13 protein-coding genes and 1 rRNA gene are annotated in these 17139 nt (G+C 70.8%); 6 read left to right on the forward strand and 8 right to left on the reverse strand.

Annotation, left to right across the window (positions count from 1 at the left end; translation table 11 throughout):
- Positions 1-64 precede the first annotated feature (64 nt).
- Positions 65-760 carry a M50 family metallopeptidase gene (locus NOSIN_RS26045; protein ID WP_077693253.1) on the forward strand — a complete coding sequence of 232 codons (696 nt, stop codon included), beginning with the start codon at positions 65-67 and terminating at the stop codon, positions 758-760.
- Positions 761-913: 153 nt separating this feature from the next.
- On the opposite strand, the gene NOSIN_RS26050 is transcribed toward NOSIN_RS26045, so the two are convergent.
- The 3 genes from NOSIN_RS26050 to NOSIN_RS26060 all read right to left on the reverse strand — a co-directional run bounded on the left by NOSIN_RS26050 (position 914) and on the right by NOSIN_RS26060 (position 5465).
- Positions 914-1267, reverse strand: coding sequence for an STAS domain-containing protein (locus tag NOSIN_RS26050; RefSeq protein ID WP_077693254.1), 354 nt, complete (start codon positions 1265-1267; stop codon positions 914-916).
- Between the two features lie 541 nt (positions 1268-1808).
- A complete protein-coding gene (locus NOSIN_RS26055; RefSeq protein ID WP_077693255.1) occupies positions 1809-4229 on the reverse strand; it encodes a hypothetical protein in 2421 nt (806 codons plus the stop codon).
- A 141-nt stretch (positions 4230-4370) separates the two neighbouring features.
- Entirely contained in the window at positions 4371-5465 is a 1095-nt protein-coding gene (locus NOSIN_RS26060) for a CaiB/BaiF CoA transferase family protein (RefSeq protein ID WP_077693256.1), read from the reverse strand.
- Between the two features lie 95 nt (positions 5466-5560).
- On the opposite strand from NOSIN_RS26060, the gene rsmA reads away from it, so the two are divergent.
- Positions 5561-6448: a 16S rRNA (adenine(1518)-N(6)/adenine(1519)-N(6))-dimethyltransferase RsmA gene (gene rsmA, locus NOSIN_RS26065; RefSeq protein ID WP_077693257.1), complete on the forward strand. Its 888-nt coding sequence runs from the start codon at positions 5561-5563 to the stop codon at positions 6446-6448.
- 3 nt (positions 6449-6451) lie between these two features.
- On the opposite strand, the gene NOSIN_RS26070 is transcribed toward rsmA, so the two are convergent.
- Both NOSIN_RS26070 and NOSIN_RS26075 read right to left on the reverse strand, forming a co-directional pair.
- Positions 6452-6691 carry a hypothetical protein gene (locus tag NOSIN_RS26070; protein ID WP_077693258.1) on the reverse strand — a complete coding sequence of 80 codons (240 nt, stop codon included), beginning with the start codon at positions 6689-6691 and terminating at the stop codon, positions 6452-6454.
- Complete coding sequence (locus tag NOSIN_RS26075) at positions 6678-8099, reverse strand: PspC domain-containing protein (RefSeq protein ID WP_227015171.1); 1422 nt, start codon at positions 8097-8099, stop codon at positions 6678-6680. The genes NOSIN_RS26070 and NOSIN_RS26075 overlap by 14 nt, the downstream gene beginning before the upstream one ends.
- A 229-nt stretch (positions 8100-8328) precedes the next feature.
- Here NOSIN_RS26075 and NOSIN_RS26080 point away from each other — a divergent pair, with 229 nt between their 5' ends.
- Positions 8329-9534, forward strand: coding sequence for an ATP-binding protein (locus tag NOSIN_RS26080; RefSeq protein ID WP_077693260.1), 1206 nt, complete (start codon positions 8329-8331; stop codon positions 9532-9534).
- Between the two features lie 169 nt (positions 9535-9703).
- Here NOSIN_RS26080 and NOSIN_RS26085 read toward each other — a convergent pair whose 3' ends face one another.
- Both NOSIN_RS26085 and NOSIN_RS26090 read right to left on the reverse strand, forming a co-directional pair.
- On the reverse strand, positions 9704-9937 hold the full coding sequence (locus NOSIN_RS26085) for a helix-turn-helix domain-containing protein (RefSeq protein ID WP_077693261.1): 234 nt from the start codon (positions 9935-9937) through the stop codon (positions 9704-9706).
- Positions 9937-10413, reverse strand: coding sequence for a DUF2975 domain-containing protein (locus NOSIN_RS26090; protein ID WP_077693262.1), 477 nt, complete (start codon positions 10411-10413; stop codon positions 9937-9939). Before NOSIN_RS26090 ends, NOSIN_RS26085 begins: the two co-directional genes overlap by 1 nt.
- Before the next feature lie 202 nt (positions 10414-10615).
- Between NOSIN_RS26090 and NOSIN_RS26095 the strand changes: the two genes are divergently transcribed.
- A complete protein-coding gene (locus NOSIN_RS26095; RefSeq protein ID WP_218908737.1) occupies positions 10616-11305 on the forward strand; it encodes a response regulator in 690 nt (229 codons plus the stop codon).
- 172 nt (positions 11306-11477) lie between these two features.
- Here the strand turns inward: NOSIN_RS26095 and NOSIN_RS26100 are convergent, their stop codons facing one another.
- Positions 11478-12407 carry a nucleoside hydrolase gene (locus NOSIN_RS26100; protein WP_077693264.1) on the reverse strand — a complete coding sequence of 310 codons (930 nt, stop codon included), beginning with the start codon at positions 12405-12407 and terminating at the stop codon, positions 11478-11480.
- A 178-nt stretch (positions 12408-12585) separates the two neighbouring features.
- Between NOSIN_RS26100 and pcrA the strand changes: the two genes are divergently transcribed.
- Both pcrA and NOSIN_RS26110 read left to right on the forward strand, forming a co-directional pair.
- Positions 12586-14931, forward strand: coding sequence for a DNA helicase PcrA (gene pcrA, locus NOSIN_RS26105; protein WP_077693265.1), 2346 nt, complete (start codon positions 12586-12588; stop codon positions 14929-14931).
- Between the two features lie 578 nt (positions 14932-15509).
- Positions 15510-17041, forward strand: a 16S ribosomal RNA gene (locus NOSIN_RS26110).
- Positions 17042-17139 lie beyond the last annotated feature (98 nt).

The following is a 17139-nucleotide window of genomic DNA, read 5'->3' on the forward strand; positions in this document are numbered from 1 at the left end:
CGAACCGGTGGGGCCCGCACGGATCCGGTCGAACCAGGAGTCGGGGGCAGCGGTGGGAACAACCTTGGGTGAGGTCTGGCGGGAAGTACTGTCCGTCCAACCCGAACCGGAGCGGTGGATCATCATCGCCGCGGCCGTCCTGGCCCTGGCCTCGGTGCTGCTGGGTCCGCCCTGGCGGATCGGACGCAACGTCGTCACCATCGCCCATGAGGGCGGGCACGCCCTCGTCGCCCTGCTCAGCGGCCGCCAGCTCACCGGTATCCGGCTGCACTCGGACACCTCGGGGGTCACCGTCTCCAAGGGCAGGCCGACCGGTGTCGGCATGGTCCTGACCGTCTTCGCCGGCTACGTCGCTCCGTCGGTCATCGGCCTCCTGGGCATCCTCATGCTGATGTCGGACCGCATCACCGCCCTGCTGTGGCTGAGCATCGTCGTGCTCGCCGCCATGCTGCTGATGATCCGCAACGTCTACGGCGTGCTGTCGGTGGTGGGAACCGGCGCGGTGGTGTTCGGGATCAGCTGGTTCACCCCCGCGGAGGTCCAGGCGGCCTTCGCCTACCTGTTCATCTGGTTCCTGCTCTTCGCGGGCGTGCGGCCGGTCTTCGAGCTCCAGGCGCAGCGGAGGCGCAACCCGTCGCCGCACTCCGACGCCGACCAGTTGGCGCGGCTCACCGGCCTGCCCGGCGCCCTGTGGGTGGCGGTCTTCCTCCTGGTGAACGTCGCGGTGACCGCGCTGGGCGTGTGGCTGCTGCTCTTCTGAGCGCCACGGGGCGGCCCCGGCACACGAGGCGGCCCGGGGGTGCACGGTCCCCGGGCACACGAAGAGGGGCGCGGCCGCAGGGGCGCGCCCCGAAGGTGTGTCGTGGCCTGCCGTGTCGCGGTCGCGGAGGCGCCGCGGGCGCGGGCGCCGGTGTCAGCCGGAGTGCGACGCGGCGAGGGCCTCGGAGACCGTCGTGAAGACGGGGATGCGCGTGTCGAGCGAGGTGACCCGCAGGGTCTGCAGAATCCTCGGGATGGGCGAGGCGATCGCCAGGAGCGCCTTCTGCTCCCTGGCCGCCTTGTGCGCGCGGATCAGGACGCGCAGGCCGCTGGAGTCGATGAACCGGAGGTCGGAGCAGTCCAGGACCACGCGGCCGGAGGGCTGGGTGACGATGGCCTCGGTCACCGCCTCCTGGAAGTGGTGTTCGGTGGCCATGTCGATCTCCCCGTCCAACACCAGAACCCGTCCGGTGTCGTGCAGGGTGGAGGAGATGGTCAGGTCGGGCATGGCGACTCCGGCGTATTCGGGACGTGCCCGACAGGTCGGCGCGGCCGGTCGCACGCCGCTCCACGAGCGGGTGCCGACCGGCGCGTTCTTCGCGTTACCGCGGTGGCCAAGCTGATGGTTCATCAATTTCCTTGCGTGGTGCCCCGGTCCGGGGATGGAACGCCCCTCTCACCCGGGTCCGTTGGAGTTCGCAACGAGGACGACTGTCCAGAGAACGTACGGATCCGGCTCGGGAGTTCCTGGGTGTGCCCCGCCCTGCCGTGAGGACGGCGGAGACGGCGGTGTGCCGGTGGGTGCTGCGTCGGGCCACTCCCTGCCCTCTGCAACTGACCAAACCCGCCCGCGGGGGCGGGCATTCCCCGCCTGTGGCTCGGGGCGGTGGCCGGAGCGGTGGTACCGGGGCCGCTCCAGTGTGCCGGGCTTCCTCTACGAGGGTCGCCCGACCACGGACTTTACCATAGGGCCGTGGCCGTTTCGTGACGTGAGAGACGCAAGGTCGTGCTCGTGTGTTTTGCTCCCCCTGTGCTTGGTGAGGCCCACATCACATCCGCTGGGCGTTCTCGGCCGGTTCGGGATCCGGGGTTCGGTCCCCGTTCTGCTGCTGGAGGGCCCACACACACGCCGACAGAGTCAACGGCACCGCCACCGTCAGCGCGATCGCCGGGATCGCGACCCCCGAGTCGTTGACCGCGAAACCCACCAGGGCGGTCAGCAGGGAACCGGTCAGACCCGCCCGGAGTGTCGGCGCGTACTCGTAGGCGCCCTGCAGGGCGCCGAACCTCCAGTGGATCGGCCGCTGGAGCACCACGAACAGGAACACCAGCGCACACGCCGCCAACAGGGTCAACTGCCAGTTGCCCAGCGTCCCCAGCATCGCGCTGAGCTTGCGGGACACCACCGCCGCCGCCTCGCCGTTGACCACCTGGCCCGCGAACGCCCCGAAGTGGCTGCGCGCCTGTGGAGGCCTCAGGTAGTCCAGCCACGCCAGCAGCGCGATCGCGGACACCGCGGCCGCGCTCACCACGGCCAGGCGGGGCAGGGTGACGCGTATCCCGGCGATCATCATCGTCGTCACCGCCAGGCCGGGGAACAGCGCGATCACCCCGCCGAAGTCGGTGCCCAGCCCCGGCCAGCCGACGATCAGCACCGTCGCCGACCCGATGACCAGGGTCGTCACCACGGCGGCGCCGCGCCGTCCCCGGGAGATCAGCTCGTGGGAGATCCCCGCCACCGCCATCAGCATGCCGGTCGCGAACGTGGCGAAGGCGATGTTGCCGATCCCGTAGAACCGGCCCGCCACGATCGGGGAGTAGCCCGTGGGCGAGTTCATCTGCAGGTCCGCGCCGAAGCACAGGTCGAGGAAGAGCACCCCGGTGGTCGCTCCCGCCACCACCGTCATCGGCCCGAGGACCGTGCGCCGCCACGGTCCCGCCATGGCCAGCGCCACCACCAGGGCGTCCGCGGACAGGACACAGGCCAGCAGGGCCAGCGGCGGTATGGACGAGGTCCACCACGGGACGAGGTTGGCCAGGTAGCTGGCCACCGGGAAGGCGGCGCCGGCCAGCGCCACGATCCGGGTCAGGGACAGCACGCGCGCGCGTTTGCCGCGCTGCCGGTTCGAGTACCGGTGCAGGGCGCAGGCCGCCGCCGCGTAGATGAGCAGTTGGAAGGCGACCAGCCCGCTGAAGAAGCCCGGGATGGCGGCGCCCACCACGATCGCGGCGGTGTTGAACTCCACCAGCCGCCCCACCGCCTTGTCGGTCGTCGGCGGCCGTCCGGCCAGGTGCCAGGGCCGACCGCTGGTCGGCTCGGTCGCCCGCATCCCCAGGGAGGTCAGCAGGGTCGGCGTGATGTCGGTGAGCACCACCAGCCCGGCGCGCCGGGTCGACTCCGAGGCCAGGAACGACTCCGCCCCGGTGAACCCCTCCTCGGTGATCTCGCCGGACAGGGCCACCGTGAGCTGGGAGGGGCCGGTGTCCATGGACACTCCGACGACCATCAGGGACGAGCCCGGCGGCAGCACGTTCTCCAGGGCCCGCAGCCGGCCGTCCAGGGTGGACAGCGCCTTGTCGCGCTCCCACTCCGGGACGTCGTCGGGGTCGGGCTCGGGCGGCTCCTCGTCCTCCTCCCCGTCCTTCTCCCCGTCCACCGGCGCCTCCGCGCCGTCCTTCTCCCCATCGTCCTCCCGGCCGGGCGTCAGCGGGTCCGGGTAGACGGGGTAGAGCCGGGTGAGCTCGGCCAGTTCCACCGCGGCCAGGGAGACCCCCTCCAGGCGCTCGGTGGTCAGGCCGTGTACCCCGTCGACGTAGTGGTCCACCCGGCCGGAGCGGTCGGCCACGCCCAGGGCGGCACCGTGGCCCACGGCGAGCGTGGTCCCGCCCGCGTCGCGCACCGTCTGCCCGAGCAGGCCCACGGGCGCGCCGAAGGGGGACCGCGCGTTCTGCCGGACGTAGGAGCCGAACCCGGGGACGACCGCGCCCGAGCCGTCGCGTTCGGGCTCCGGCGCGGCCTCGCACACCGTGAAGCGCTCCCGTATGGACAGGGCGCGCTGCCCGGCCGACACCGACAGCCAGCCGTCGGTGGGACAGGTGCGGGAGGTGGCGGTGCGGATCGACACGTTGCCGATGGAGCCCTCCTCGGCCATCCTCCACAGGGTCGGGGTGTTCTCGGAGGTGACGTCCTCCCACAGCAGGCCCGGCACCCCCACGAGCACCACGGGTCCGCTACGCCGGCCGATGGCCCCGGGGCCGGGCTGGTCGGGGCGGACGACGTCGAGTCCGCTGCCGCCCGGAGCGGTCGTGGACGCACCGACCGGGCCGCCGGTGGAGGGGCCGACGGTGGCGGGCACACCGGCCGCGGAGGGAGCGGCGAGCGCGGCGCACGAGAGCACCGCCGCGGACAGCAGCAGGGCACACAGGCGTGCGCCCCAGCGCGCCCCCGGTGTGACGAGCCGTCGTGGCATGGCGGACTCCCCCCGTCGCGCGCTCAGCCTCGGGCGTGGTCCGCGGACCCACGCCCCGGTCGCTCACCCTAGCCATTCTCCGCTCCGGACAGGGGGATTCGCACGTCCGGGCGCGTACCGTCCCGGGACGGTACGCGCCGGTCAGCGGTCCACACCCCACTCCCGGAGGGTCGCGTCGGCGTCGGGCAGCCTCCGGCCCCGGGTCACGCCGCCCGGAGTGCGGTCGAAGCGGGGCGCCGGGCCGGGAACCACCCGGTCACCGTCGCGCACGAGCGAGCCGCGGGCGCGCACGTGCGGGTGGTCGGGAGCCTCATCCAGGGACAGGACCGGCGCCACACACGCGTCGACGCCGTCGAACACCTCGCCCCACTCGTCGCGGGTCCGGGTGCGCAGGACCTCGGCGAAGCGCTCGCGCAGCCGCGGCCAGCCCGACCGGTCCCACTGGTCGGGCAGGTCCTCCCCGGCCAGGCCGATGCCCTCCAGGAAGGCGGCGTAGAACTGGGGCTCGATGCAGCCGACCGACACGTGGCGGCCGTCCGCGCACTCGTACACGTCGTACCAGGGAGCGCCGGTGTCCAGGTAGTTCGTGCCGCGCTCGTCGTTCCAGGAGCCGCGCGAGCGGTCCTCGTGCACCATCGACATCAGCAGGGCGCTGCCGTCCACCATCGCGGCGTCCACGACCTGGCCCCGGTCGGAGGACTGCCGCTCGACCAGGGCGCTGAGGACGCCGGTGACCGCGAACATGGTGCCCCCGGCGAAGTCGCCGAGGAGGTTGATCGGGGGAACCGGAGGGCCGCCCGCCCGCCCGATGGCGTGCAGGGCGCCGTTGACGGAGATGTAGTTCATGTCGTGCCCGGCGGCGCGGGCCAGCGGGCCGTCCTGGCCCCAGCCGGTGACACGCGCGTAGACCAGGCGCGGGTTGAGTTCGAGACAGGTTTCGGGGCCCAGCCCGAGGCGTTCCATGACCCCGGGGCGGAAGCCCTCCAGGAGCACGTCGGCGCGTGAGACCAGGTCGCGGGCGAACGCGCGGCCCTCGTCGGACTTGAGGTCGGCGGGCAGGACGGTGCGCCCCTCGCTCATGTGCGGGCCGCCGGCACCGGCGTTCATCGCCTCGGCGGCCGCCGGCCGGTCGAGGCGGATGACGCTGGCACCCAGGTCGGCGAGGAGCATCCCGGCCATCGGCGCCGGGCCGATCCCGGTGAACTCGATGACGCGGATTCCGTTGAGGGGTCCCATGGGCGGTCTCCAAGGAGGCGGTGGACGTGTACGGACCACAGACTAGAACGACGTTCGGTTCATTGCGCGGTCCGGTGGGCGGAAGCTGGCAAGATATGGGGGTGACACAGACACCCGCTCCCGACGACCGCTCCCGCCTGCTGACCCCCGCCGACGTGCGGGCCCTCGCCGAGCGGTTCGGAATCCGGCCCACCAAGAGCCTGGGCCAGAACTTCGTCATCGACCACGGCACCGTGCGCCGCATCGTCCGGGTCGCGGGGGTCACCGACGCCGACGTCGTGGTCGAGGTCGGCCCCGGGCTCGGCTCGCTCACCCTGGCACTGCTTCCGCACGTGCGCCACGTGACCGCGATCGAACTCGATCCGGCGCTGGCCGCGGCGCTCCCGGGCACCGTGGCCGACCACGCGCCCGACCTCGCCGACCGCCTCACCGTCGTCCCCGGCGACGCCATGCGCATCACCGGGGTACCCGGGCCCGAGCCCACGGCGCTGGTGGCCAACCTGCCCTACAACGTGTCCGTTCCGGTCCTTCTGCACCTGCTCGAACTGCTGCCCGGCCTGCGGCGGGTGCTGGTCATGGTGCAGGCCGAGGTCGCGGACCGGATCACCGCCACCCCGGGCGGGCGCATCTACGGCGTGCCCTCGGCCAAGGTCGCCTGGTACGCCCACGCGCGCCGTGCGGGCTCGGTCGGCCGGAGCGTGTTCTGGCCCGCCCCCAACGTCGACTCCGGCCTGGTCGAACTCGTCCGCCGCCCGCAGCCCGACACGAAGGCCGACCGGAAGGAGGTCTTCGGGGTGATCGACGCGGCCTTCGCCCAGCGCCGCAAGACCCTGCGCGCCGCCCTGGCCGGATGGGCCGGTTCCGCGCCCGCGGCCGAGGCCGCCCTGCGCGCGGCCGGTGTCGACCCCTCCGCACGCGGGGAGTCGCTGGACGTGACGGCGTTCGCGGCCATCGCCGAGCACCGCCCGCGGCCGAAGGAGTGACCGTCACTCCCCGGGGGCCGACGCCTCGGGGCCGGACACGCGTTCCGGCGGCGGCCGCCTCCTCCGGGACCGGGTGAGGGCGCGGGCCACCCCGGCCGCGCCCAGCCCCAGGGCCAGCACCGGCAGCACCCACACGACGTTGAACTCCCAGTCACCCGTGCCGCGCACGACGAACGCGACCGCCAGACCGAGGAACAACAGGCCCGCGACCAGCGAGCCCCAGTCAGTCCTACGCTTCGCCATGCTCCACCTCCACGACACCGAACAGTGAGTCGGTGCGTACGTTGATCAGCGGCGGTCCGGCCCCGTCGCCGCCCTCCGGCCGCTTTCCCTCCACCGCGGAGTCCGCCGCGGGCTCGTGGACCTCCTCGTAGGTCAGGGAGTACCCGGCCATGCCGCCGCCCCGTTCCTCCCCGCCGGGATTCACCACACCCAGTCCGACCCGGGAGGTCACGGCGACGCGTGCGTCCTCGGGCAGGACCAGCCTCGTGTGTCCCACGTCCACCCGCAGGGAGACGTCGACGGTCTCGCCCGGGGAGAGGTCCGCCAGCCCGGTCAGGTCCAGCACCCCCGAACCGAGGGTGAACCGGTGGTCCCCGCCCTCGGCCTCGGCCACCGTGGCCGGCCGCCAGACCTCGCCCCCGATCCGCACCCGGGTCAGGTCGGTCACCGACGCCAGCGACAGTGCCAGCGCGACCACCAGCCCCAGGAACACCAGTCCCCGCGGGTTGCCCGCCCAGGTGCCCACCAGCGCGTACACGCCGATCACCGCGAGGGCTCCGGCGAGGAAGAACACCCCCGTCTCCGGCCCGAACAGCAGCTCGACCGTCCGCGCGCTCCACAGCGAGGACGACCAGCCGAACACGAGGAGGGGGACCAGGACGCCCCCGGCCACGATCGTCCACAGGGCGAGCGAGGACAGCGGCGCGCCCTTCCGGCAGGCCTGTTCCGACTCCTCGGGGCCGTGCCCGGAGAGCCCTCCGCCCCCGTCGCCGCCGGACCGGTCCGCGCCGTCCTCCCCGTCGTCGTCCCCGGGGGAGCCGGCCGTGGAGCGCTCCGCGACCACGGCCAGGTCCACCGGTCCTTGCGGCGCGGACGCCCACGGCTGGGCCGGGTTGTAGTAGGTCGGCGTCGGCCCGGGGGACGGCGCCGTCGGCGGGGGCCGCCTCGACCCCAGGTCCTCGCGCAGCCCCGCGAACGCGGCCCGCAGGTCCACACCCCGGCCGCGCGCGGCCAACAGCCCCAGCACGAGCGGTACCGCCAGCACCAGCGTCGACCAGCCGAACCCGCCGACCAGGCTGAGCGCCGTCGCGACCGCCAGCCCCACCGCGAGCAGCTTGGGCACCGCCCGGGGCGGGATGCCCCGGTCCAGCATCTGCTCGAACGTCGCCGGGCCGCCCTGGGCGTCGCGCATCAGCATCCACGCGGCGACGTAGAGCAGCAGGCCCGTCGCCCCGGCGAACGCGGTCAGCACGAAGGCCGTCCGCCACACCACGGGGTCGGTCCCCGTGTACCGGCCCAGGCCGGCGCACACACCGGCGAGGACCCGGTCGTCGTCCTCCTTGCGCAGTTCGCGCCCGGGGGCACCGGCCTCCGGCGCACCGGACACGGAGGAGGCTCCGCCGGGATCGGGTGCCGGGTCGTCAGTCATGGTCACTCACCGCACTTTCCTCACACGCCCATCGTCACCCGTAACCGCCCGCCAGGACATCCGGGACGACCCTGAAGCCACCCTGACCGGAACCGGGGCAGGACCAGGGACGCGTCCCCGATGCCCGCACGCACCCGGGGAGGGCATCCTGGACACCACAGGACCTGTGGGCGCGGCGCGGTGTGTTCCCCGCCGCGCGAACGTAACGAACGGAAGCGGTGATCGGGCGGTGGCAGCACCAGCCACGGACACCCCGCGGCTCACCCGCGCGGTGGAGGGCAGACTCCTCGGCGGTGTCGGCGCCGGGCTGGCCCGGCACCTGCGACTCGACCCCGTGGTCGTCCGCCTCGCACTCATGGCGCTGTCCGTGGGCGGCATCGGCGTCGCCGTCTACGTCGCCCTGTACTTCTTCGTCCCCGTCGACCCCGAGGAGAGGGAGAAGGGGGCCGACGGACCGGACGGCCGCCGCAGGGGCCGCGACCTGTCCCAGCTCGTCGCCTACGTCGGCCTCGCCGTGGGGCTCGGCGTCCTGTTCCTGCTCTTCGGCGGCGTCTTCGACCCGCTGCTGTGGTTCGTGGTCTTCGGCACCCTCGGCGGCGTCATCCTCTGGCAGCACGCCAACCCCTCCCAGCGCGACGAGTGGATGACCTCCACGGTCGGCGGGGCGGGGGGCAAGGGCATCATGCGCGCCATCGCGGGCGTCCTGCTCGTCGTCGTCGGCGTCATCGGCTTCCTCGTCTTCCAGGAGCAGCTCCAGAACGCCCGCGCGGGACTGACCTTCGCCTTCACCGTGCTCGCGGGCATCGCGCTCATCGTCGCCCCGTGGATCATCGGCCTGATACGCGAACGCGACCAGGAGCGCCGCGAGCGCATCCGCAACGCCGAGCGCGCCGAGCTGGCCGCCCACATCCACGACTCCGTCCTGCACACCCTGACCCTCATCCAGCGCCGGGCGGAGGACCCCCGCGAGGTGCAGCGCCTCGCCCGCGTCCAGGAGCGCGCCCTGCGAAGCTGGCTCTACCAGCGTCCGGCCGACGCCGACACCACCGTCTCGCCCGCGCTCGAACGCGTCGCCGCCGAGGTCGAGGAGGAGCACGGCGTCCCCGTCGAGGTGGTGTGCGTGGGCGACTGCCCCATGGACGACGGACTGGCCGCGATGCTGCGCGCCGCGCGCGAGGCCATGGTCAACGCCTCCAAGTACGCGGGCACCAAGAACATCTCCGTGTTCGGCGAGGTCGACCAGGAGGAGGTGCTGGTGTTCGTCCGCGACCGCGGCGCGGGATTCGACATGGACGACATCCCCGAGGACCGCATGGGCGTGCGCGGCTCCATCCTGGGCCGTATGGACCGGCACGGCGGCTCGGCGCGCATCCGCACCGGTCCGGGAGAGGGCACCGAGGTGCAGTTGCGCATGCCCCGCATCCCCGAGGCCTAGATGTGCCGTCCCGATCGGGCAACAGGTGGTGCGCCTGCGCACCGAGCACCGGATCGGACCGGTACGCCTGGCCGCCCGCACCGGCCTGCCACCGCATCCTGCGCCGTCACGGCCTGCCGCCCCCGACCGCCCCGGACCGGGCCACCGGTGAGGTGGTGCGCCGCTGACGTCACGCGTCCGCGGCGTCCTTCGCGGTGTCCTCGGCCTCCCAGCGCAGCAGGTCTCCCGGCTGGCAGCCGAGCGCCTCGCAGAGCGCGGCGAGCGTCGTGAAGCGCACCGCCTTGGCGCGGCCGTTCTTGAGCACCGCCAGGTTGGCGGGCGTGATCCCGACCCGGTCCGCGAGCTCGCCCACGGACATCTTCCGCCTGGCCAACATCACGTCGATGTCGACGCGGATCGGCATCAGATCACCTCTTTCAGCTCGGCCCGCATCCGTACCGCCTGGGCGAGCAGCATCCGCAGCACGAGCACGACGAGCGCGACCCCCAGGATGGCCACGACGACCCCGCACAGCAAGAGGACGATGCCCGGGGGCACGGCCTCGCCCGGCGCCAGCACGACCGCGAGCGCGAACACCAGGAGGGCGGCCGCCACGAACGCGCCGATCACGGTGTGCACGTACCGGAAGGCGGCGTGGGAGAACACGGTTTCACGCCGCACCATCGTCACCAGACGCCACACGCAGACCAGGACGACCTGGGCCGTCACGATGCCCAGGACCACGATCACGAGGACCGGTGCGCGCGGGAACGCGAGGTCCGGGTCGATCTCGCCGAGGTCGACGGCCAGCAGCGGCACCATCACCGCCTGCAGGAACACCGAACCGGCGAACAGCATCACGAGCACGACGCGCAGCGCGAGCACCGTTAGTTTCCCCATGGTCTCTCCTTCGATCGAATCACGATGGGAATCTATCGACTTTCGATACATATGGCAAGAGATCGGATCAGCCGCAGGGAAGGACTCCGGTACGGAACGCGGGACCGAGCGCACCGTCCCCGAGAGGACCGGGCGGCAACGGCACCGGAGGCCCGGCCGGATGCGGACACCTGGACGTGCGGGTGTCCCGGCCGCCGCGGACATGGGTAGAGTCCACGGTGTGGCAGACCAGAGCACGAGCTTCAGTGACGGTGGCGCGCTTCCCCGCGTCGTGATCGTGGACGACCACCGGCTGTTCCGCAGCGGTGTGCGCGGTGAGCTGGGAGAGGCCGTGGACGTCGTCGGCGAGGCCGGGGACGTCGACAGCGCCGTGCACGTCATCGGGGAGAAGCAGCCCGACCTCGTCCTCCTGGACGTCCACCTGCCCGGCGGCGGGGGCGTGGAGGTGCTGCGCCGCGTCCTGGCCCAGCACCCGCAGATCCGCTTCCTGGCCCTGTCGGTCTCCGACGCCGCCGAGGACGTCATCGGCGTGGTGCGCGGCGGCGCCCGCGGCTACGTCACCAAGACCATCTCCGGCAGGGAACTGGCCGACGCCATCGTGCGGGTGGCCGACGGCGACGCGGTGTTCTCCCCGCGACTGGCCGGGTTCGTGCTGGACGCGTTCTCCGCCACCGACGCCCCGCCGGTGGACCCCGAGCTCGACCGGCTCACCCAGCGCGAGCGCGAGGTCCTGCGGCACATCGCGCGCGGCTACGCGTACAAGGAGGTGGCCAAGGAGCTGTTCATCTCCGTCAAGACCGTGGAGACCCACGTGTCGTCGGTGCTGCGCAAGCTCCAGCTGTCGAACCGCCACGAGCTGAGCCGCTGGGCCACCGCCCGCAGACTCGTCTGACCCGCCGGGCGCCCCGGTGCGCGGATCCGGGCACGGCGAGGCCGGGAAGGCCCTGGGAACCCCCGTATACATGGGACCACCGGACCAGGGAGGGCCGCCGGCCCCCACCGGGACCCGTGGACGACCTCGACGCGGTCACCCGGCCCCGGCCCGGTCAGCGCGTCCAAGCCGATCAGCGCAGCGAGTCGAGCATCCGCCCGAGGAACTCGGCCTCGACCACCTCCGTGACCACGCGCGCGGGACGCCGGTCGTCGCCCCTCGGACGGGGGCGCAGGTCGGCCACGGTCATCCCCCGGGTGAGCGTGCCGGCCAGCTCCACCCGCAGCGGCGCCTCGAACGCCTCCGTCACCAGGTCCGGGTCCACCAGCACCGCCGCCGCCAGCGGGTCGTGCATCGCGCACTGGCGGACCCCGAAGAGCCCCGCGTAGAAGTCCGCGTAGAAGTCCAGGAACGCCGACGTGCGCTCGGCGCGCTCGCCCGGGACCGTCTTCAGCTCCTCCAGCCACTCCGTGGTGGCCACCGTCTTCATGGTGATGTCCAACGCCACCAGGTCCAGGTCGAACCCGGCCGCGAGCACGGCCTCCGCCGCCTCGGGGTCGTTGGCGATGTTGGCCTCGGCGTGCGAGGACACGTTGCCCGGGACGCGCACGGCTCCGCCCATCACCACCAGGCGCCGCACCAGCCGGGGCAGCTCCGGCTCCAGGCCCAGGGCGATCGCCAGGTTCGTCAGCGGGCCCACCGCCAGCACGTCGACCTCACCCGGGTTCTCGCGGACCAGGCGCACCAGCAGCTCGGCCGCGGTCTCCCCGACCGGCTTGCCCGTGGGCTCGGGCAGCTCCACGTCCCCCAGGCCGTTGCCGCCGTGCACGTGGGCGGCCAGGCGCGGCGGCTGCACCAGCGGACGCGCGGCGCCCACCGCCACCGGCGTGTCCGGGCGGCCGTACAGCTCCAGCAGCCGCAGCGCGTTGTCCGCCGTGACGTCCACGCTGTTGTTGCCGAACACCGTGCCGACGCCGATGATCTCCACCTCGGGTCGCGCGGCCAGATAGGCGAGCGCGACGGCGTCGTCGATCCCCGGGTCGCAGTCGACGAACACACGCATGGTCAAGGAAACTCCCAGAGAGACACGAGACGGTCCCCTGGTGGGGACCCGTACCGAAACAGCGTAATTCGCCGATCAGGGCGTTTTCGACCAGAGGGTCGGGCCGATCCGGGCCGACCCGGCGAACCGTCCTGTGGACGGGACGGTGCCGTCACCGGGCGGCCGTAACCTGGATGGCGTGTCCTCCCAAGAACAGCTCCTCGAAGGTCTGAACGGTCCCCAGCGCGACGCCGTCACCCACAGCGGTGTTCCGCTCCTGATCGTGGCGGGTGCCGGGTCCGGGAAGACCCGTGTCCTCACCCACCGCATCGCCCACCTCATGGCCGAACGCGGCGTGCGCCCCGGTGAGATCCTCGCGATCACCTTCACCAACAAGGCCGCCGCGGAGATGCGCGAGCGCATCCAGGCACTGCTGGGCGTGCGCGCCGCCAACAGCATGTGGACCATGACCTTCCACTCGGCGTGCGTGCGCATCCTGCGCAGGGAGGCGTCCCGGCTCGGCTACCCGAGCAGCTTCACCATCTACGACTCCTCCGACGCCGCGCGCCTGATGCAGCTGGTGTGCAAGGAGATGGACCTGGACCCCAAGCGGTTCCCGCCCAAGTCCTTCTCCGCCCAGGTGTCCAACCTCAAGAACGAGCTGGTCGACTACGACACGTTCGCCGGGCAGGCCCAGAGCGAGCAGGAGAAGAAGCTCGCCGAGGCGTACCAGCTCTACCAGCGCCGCCTGCACGAGGCGGGCGCCATGGACTTCGACGACCTCATCATGCTCACCGTCAACCTGTTCCAGATGTTCCCCGACGTCGCCGAGTACTACCGGCGCCGCTTCCGGCACGTCATGGTCGACGAGTACCAGGACACCAACCACGCCCAGTACGCGTTCATCCGCGAACTGGTGGGCGCGGCCGAGGACTCCGACACCAGCGTGGTGCCGCCCGCGGAGCTGTGCGTGGTCGGCGACGCGGACCAGTCCATCTACGCGTTCCGCGGCGCCACCATCCGCAACATCCTGGAGTTCGAGCGCGACTTCCCCAAGGCGCGCACGATCCTGCTGGAGCAGAACTACCGCTCCACCCAGACCATCCTCTCCGCGGCCAACGCGGTCATCGACCGCAACGAGGGCCGCCCGGCCAAGAGCCTGTGGTCGGAGCAGGGCGAGGGGCCGGCCATCACCGGCTACGTGGCCGACAACGAGCACGACGAGGCCGCGTTCGTGGCCGGGGAGATCGACAAGCTCACCGACGACGGGACGCTCACCCCCAGCCAGGTGGCGGTGTTCTACCGGACCAACGCCCAGTCCCGCGTCTTCGAGGACGTGTTCATCAGGACCGGGCTGCCGTACAAGATCGTCGGCGGCGTGCGCTTCTACGAGCGCAAGGAGATCCGCGACGTCCTCGCCTACCTGCGCGTCCTGGCCAACCCCGAGGACACCGTCAGCCTGCGGCGCATCCTCAACGTGCCCAAGCGCGGGATCGGTGCGCGCGCGGAGGAGGCGGTGGAGCTGTTCGCCGCCCGCGAGCGCATCTCCTTCGCCCGGGCGCTGCGGCGCGTGGACGAGGTCCCGGGGATGGCGACCCGGTCGGTCAAGGCGGTGCGCAACTTCAACGCGCTGATGGACGAGCTCGCGGAGACGGTTCCCGGGGGCACGCCGGCGGAGATCGTCGAGGCGGTGCTGGGCAAGACCGGCTACCTGTCCGAGCTGGCCGAGTCCAAGGACCTCCAGGACGAGAGCCGGGTGGAGAACCTGGAGGAGTTCGTCGACGTCGCCCGCGAGTTCGAGCACACCTTCGCCGCCCTCCTGGAGGAGGAGCCCCCGGACGAGGACCAGGACGGGGACGCCGCCGCGGGAGCGGTCGACCCGGGCGCGCCCACACTGGTCGACTTCCTGGAGCGGATCTCCCTGGTCGCGGACACCGACCAGATCCCCGACGCGGACGACGAGGGCGGAGTGGTCACGCTGATGACCCTGCACGCCGCCAAGGGACTGGAGTTCCCCGCGGTGTTCCTCACCGGCATGGAGGACGGGATATTCCCGCACACCCGCACGCTCGGCGACAAGACGCAGTTGGAAGAGGAGCGCCGCCTGGCCTACGTGGGCCTGACCCGGGCCCAGCGGCTGCTGTACGTCAGCCGCGCCGCGGTGCGCAGCGCCTGGGGGACCCCGACCTACAACCCCGCCTCCCGCTTCCTGGACGAGGTCCCCTCGTCCCTGGTGGACTGGCGCCGGGCCGAGTCCACGCTGGGAGCTCCGCCCAGCCGCAGTATCGGCGGAGGCCGGGGAGGTTTCGGCGGAGGCGGCTTCGGCAGCACCTTCGGCGGTGGCAAAGGCCCGCGTTCGCGCGGCGGGGCCAAGGAGGCTCCGACGCTGAGTGTGGGCGACCTGGTCAACCACGACTCCTTCGGCATGGGCCGCGTGGAGCTGGTGGAGGGCGCCGGCGACAAGACCAAGGCCCGGATCGACTTCGGCGCGGACATCGGGGAGAAGGACTTCCTCGTCAAGTACGCCCCGATCGAAAAGCTCTGACCCGTTCCACTGCCGGTTGTGCGGCGGTCCGTCCCGTTAGGGGCGGACCGTGTAAGGCACGACACCGGCAAGGTTCGGCAAAGGTGTCCCAAGCACTTCCCCGCGGGGGTAGAGTTGGGGCAGACCGAGCGAGACGGACGCGGATTCCCGCGGACGGGCCGGTTCACTTCTTCCTCTGACTGACTGGTTCGAGCACTGCTTTCGGGCCGGTAAGCTCGGAGGGCGCCTCCACGGAAACGCGGAAGCGAAACGGGCTTTACCCCGATCAGGAACACACAAACCGCCGGTTTGGCGGAATGCGGAACACCTGATAAAGTGAAGACACAACAAAGCGGAAACGCACAACAGCGCCTTCCACGGAAAAGCGACAGACCCGCAGGGGTCGGGCTTGTACGGGATGAGCGGTTGTTTCTTGAGAACTCAACAGCGCGTGTTTGATTTTCTTTAAGCCATGTTTGTTTTGGCCCCACCACACTTCGGTGTGGAGGGTTCCTTTGATGAACCGGGGCAACCCGGTTGGTCAGGATTACTTCTAGGTTTACCCGCCCAGGCCTCGCGCCGGGCAGGGTTGAGTGACCTTTATGGAGAGTTTGATCCTGGCTCAGGACGAACGCTGGCGGCGTGCTTAACACATGCAAGTCGAGCGGTAAGGCCCTTCGGGGTACACGAGCGGCGAACGGGTGAGTAACACGTGAGCAACCTGCCCCTGACTCCGGGATAAGCGGTGGAAACGCCGTCTAATACCGGATACGACCCATGGTCTCCTGACCGTGGGTGGAAAGTTTTTCGGTCGGGGATGGGCTCGCGGCCTATCAGCTTGTTGGTGGGGTAACAGCCTACCAAGGCGATTACGGGTAGCCGGCCTGAGAGGGCGACCGGCCACACTGGGACTGAGACACGGCCCAGACTCCTACGGGAGGCAGCAGTGGGGAATATTGCGCAATGGGCGAAAGCCTGACGCAGCGACGCCGCGTGGGGGATGACGGCCTTCGGGTTGTAAACCTCTTTTACCACCAACGCAGGCTCCCGGTTCTCTGGGGGTTGACGGTAGGTGGGGAATAAGGACCGGCTAACTACGTGCCAGCAGCCGCGGTAATACGTAGGGTCCGAGCGTTGTCCGGAATTATTGGGCGTAAAGAGCTCGTAGGCGGCGTGTCGCGTCTGCTGTGAAAGACCGGGGCTTAACCCCGGTTCTGCAGTGGATACGGGCATGCTAGAGGTAGGTAGGGGAGACTGGAATTCCTGGTGTAGCGGTGAAATGCGCAGATATCAGGAGGAACACCGGTGGCGAAGGCGGGTCTCTGGGCCTTACCTGACGCTGAGGAGCGAAAGCATGGGGAGCGAACAGGATTAGATACCCTGGTAGTCCATGCCGTAAACGTTGGGCGCTAGGTGTGGGGACTTTCCACGGTTTCCGCGCCGTAGCTAACGCATTAAGCGCCCCGCCTGGGGAGTACGGCCGCAAGGCTAAAACTCAAAGGAATTGACGGGGGCCCGCACAAGCGGCGGAGCATGTTGCTTAATTCGACGCAACGCGAAGAACCTTACCAAGGTTTGACATCACCCGTGGACCTGCAGAGATGTGGGGTCATTTAGTTGGCGGGTGACAGGTGGTGCATGGCTGTCGTCAGCTCGTGTCGTGAGATGTTGGGTTAAGTCCCGCAACGAGCGCAACCCTTATTCCATGTTGCCAGCACGTAATGGTGGGGACTCATGGGAGACTGCCGGGGTCAACTCGGAGGAAGGTGGGGATGACGTCAAGTCATCATGCCCCTTATGTCTTGGGCTGCAAACATGCTACAATGGCCGGTACAATGGGCGTGCGATGCCGCAAGGTGGAGCGAATCCCTAAAAGCCGGTCTCAGTTCGGATTGGGGTCTGCAACTCGACCCCATGAAGGTGGAGTCGCTAGTAATCGCGGATCAGCAACGCCGCGGTGAATACGTTCCCGGGCCTTGTACACACCGCCCGTCACGTCATGAAAGTCGGCAACACCCGAAACTTGCGGCCTAACCCTTCGGGGAGGGAGTGAGTGAAGGTGGGGCTGGCGATTGGGACGAAGTCGTAACAAGGTAGCCGTACCGGAAGGTGCGGCTGGATCACCTCCTTTCTAAGGAGTCTTTTGCAGGCCGACTGTTTCCTATGGTCGGCCGGACTCAAAAGTGGACCCGTCACCCTCTGGGGTGCTCGGGAGTGGCTGCCCTGGTA

It is taken from the genome of Nocardiopsis sinuspersici (assembly GCF_001998325.1).
In the GTDB taxonomy this organism is placed as follows: domain Bacteria; phylum Actinomycetota; class Actinomycetes; order Streptosporangiales; family Streptosporangiaceae; genus Nocardiopsis; species Nocardiopsis sinuspersici.

What these genes read in the sequence shown, in the direction of transcription:
- NOSIN_RS26050 (WP_077693254.1), bottom strand. Translation starts at nt 1,267, where the DNA reads ATGCCCGACCTGACCATCTCCTCCACCCTGCACGACACCGGACGGGTT.
- NOSIN_RS26055 (WP_077693255.1), bottom strand. Translation starts at nt 4,229, where the DNA reads ATGCCACGACGGCTCGTCACACCGGGGGCGCGCTGGGGCGCACGCCTG.
- NOSIN_RS26060 (WP_077693256.1), bottom strand. Translation starts at nt 5,465, where the DNA reads ATGGGACCCCTCAACGGAATCCGCGTCATCGAGTTCACCGGGATCGGC.
- rsmA (WP_077693257.1), top strand. Translation starts at nt 5,561, where the DNA reads ATGGGGGTGACACAGACACCCGCTCCCGACGACCGCTCCCGCCTGCTG.
- NOSIN_RS26070 (WP_077693258.1), bottom strand. Translation starts at nt 6,691, where the DNA reads ATGGCGAAGCGTAGGACTGACTGGGGCTCGCTGGTCGCGGGCCTGTTG.
- NOSIN_RS26075 (WP_227015171.1), bottom strand. Translation starts at nt 8,099, where the DNA reads ATGACTGACGACCCGGCACCCGATCCCGGCGGAGCCTCCTCCGTGTCC.
- NOSIN_RS26085 (WP_077693261.1), bottom strand. Translation starts at nt 9,937, where the DNA reads ATGCCGATCCGCGTCGACATCGACGTGATGTTGGCCAGGCGGAAGATG.
- NOSIN_RS26090 (WP_077693262.1), bottom strand. Translation starts at nt 10,413, where the DNA reads ATGGGGAAACTAACGGTGCTCGCGCTGCGCGTCGTGCTCGTGATGCTG.
- NOSIN_RS26095 (WP_218908737.1), top strand. Translation starts at nt 10,616, where the DNA reads ATGGGTAGAGTCCACGGTGTGGCAGACCAGAGCACGAGCTTCAGTGAC.
- NOSIN_RS26100 (WP_077693264.1), bottom strand. Translation starts at nt 12,407, where the DNA reads ATGCGTGTGTTCGTCGACTGCGACCCGGGGATCGACGACGCCGTCGCG.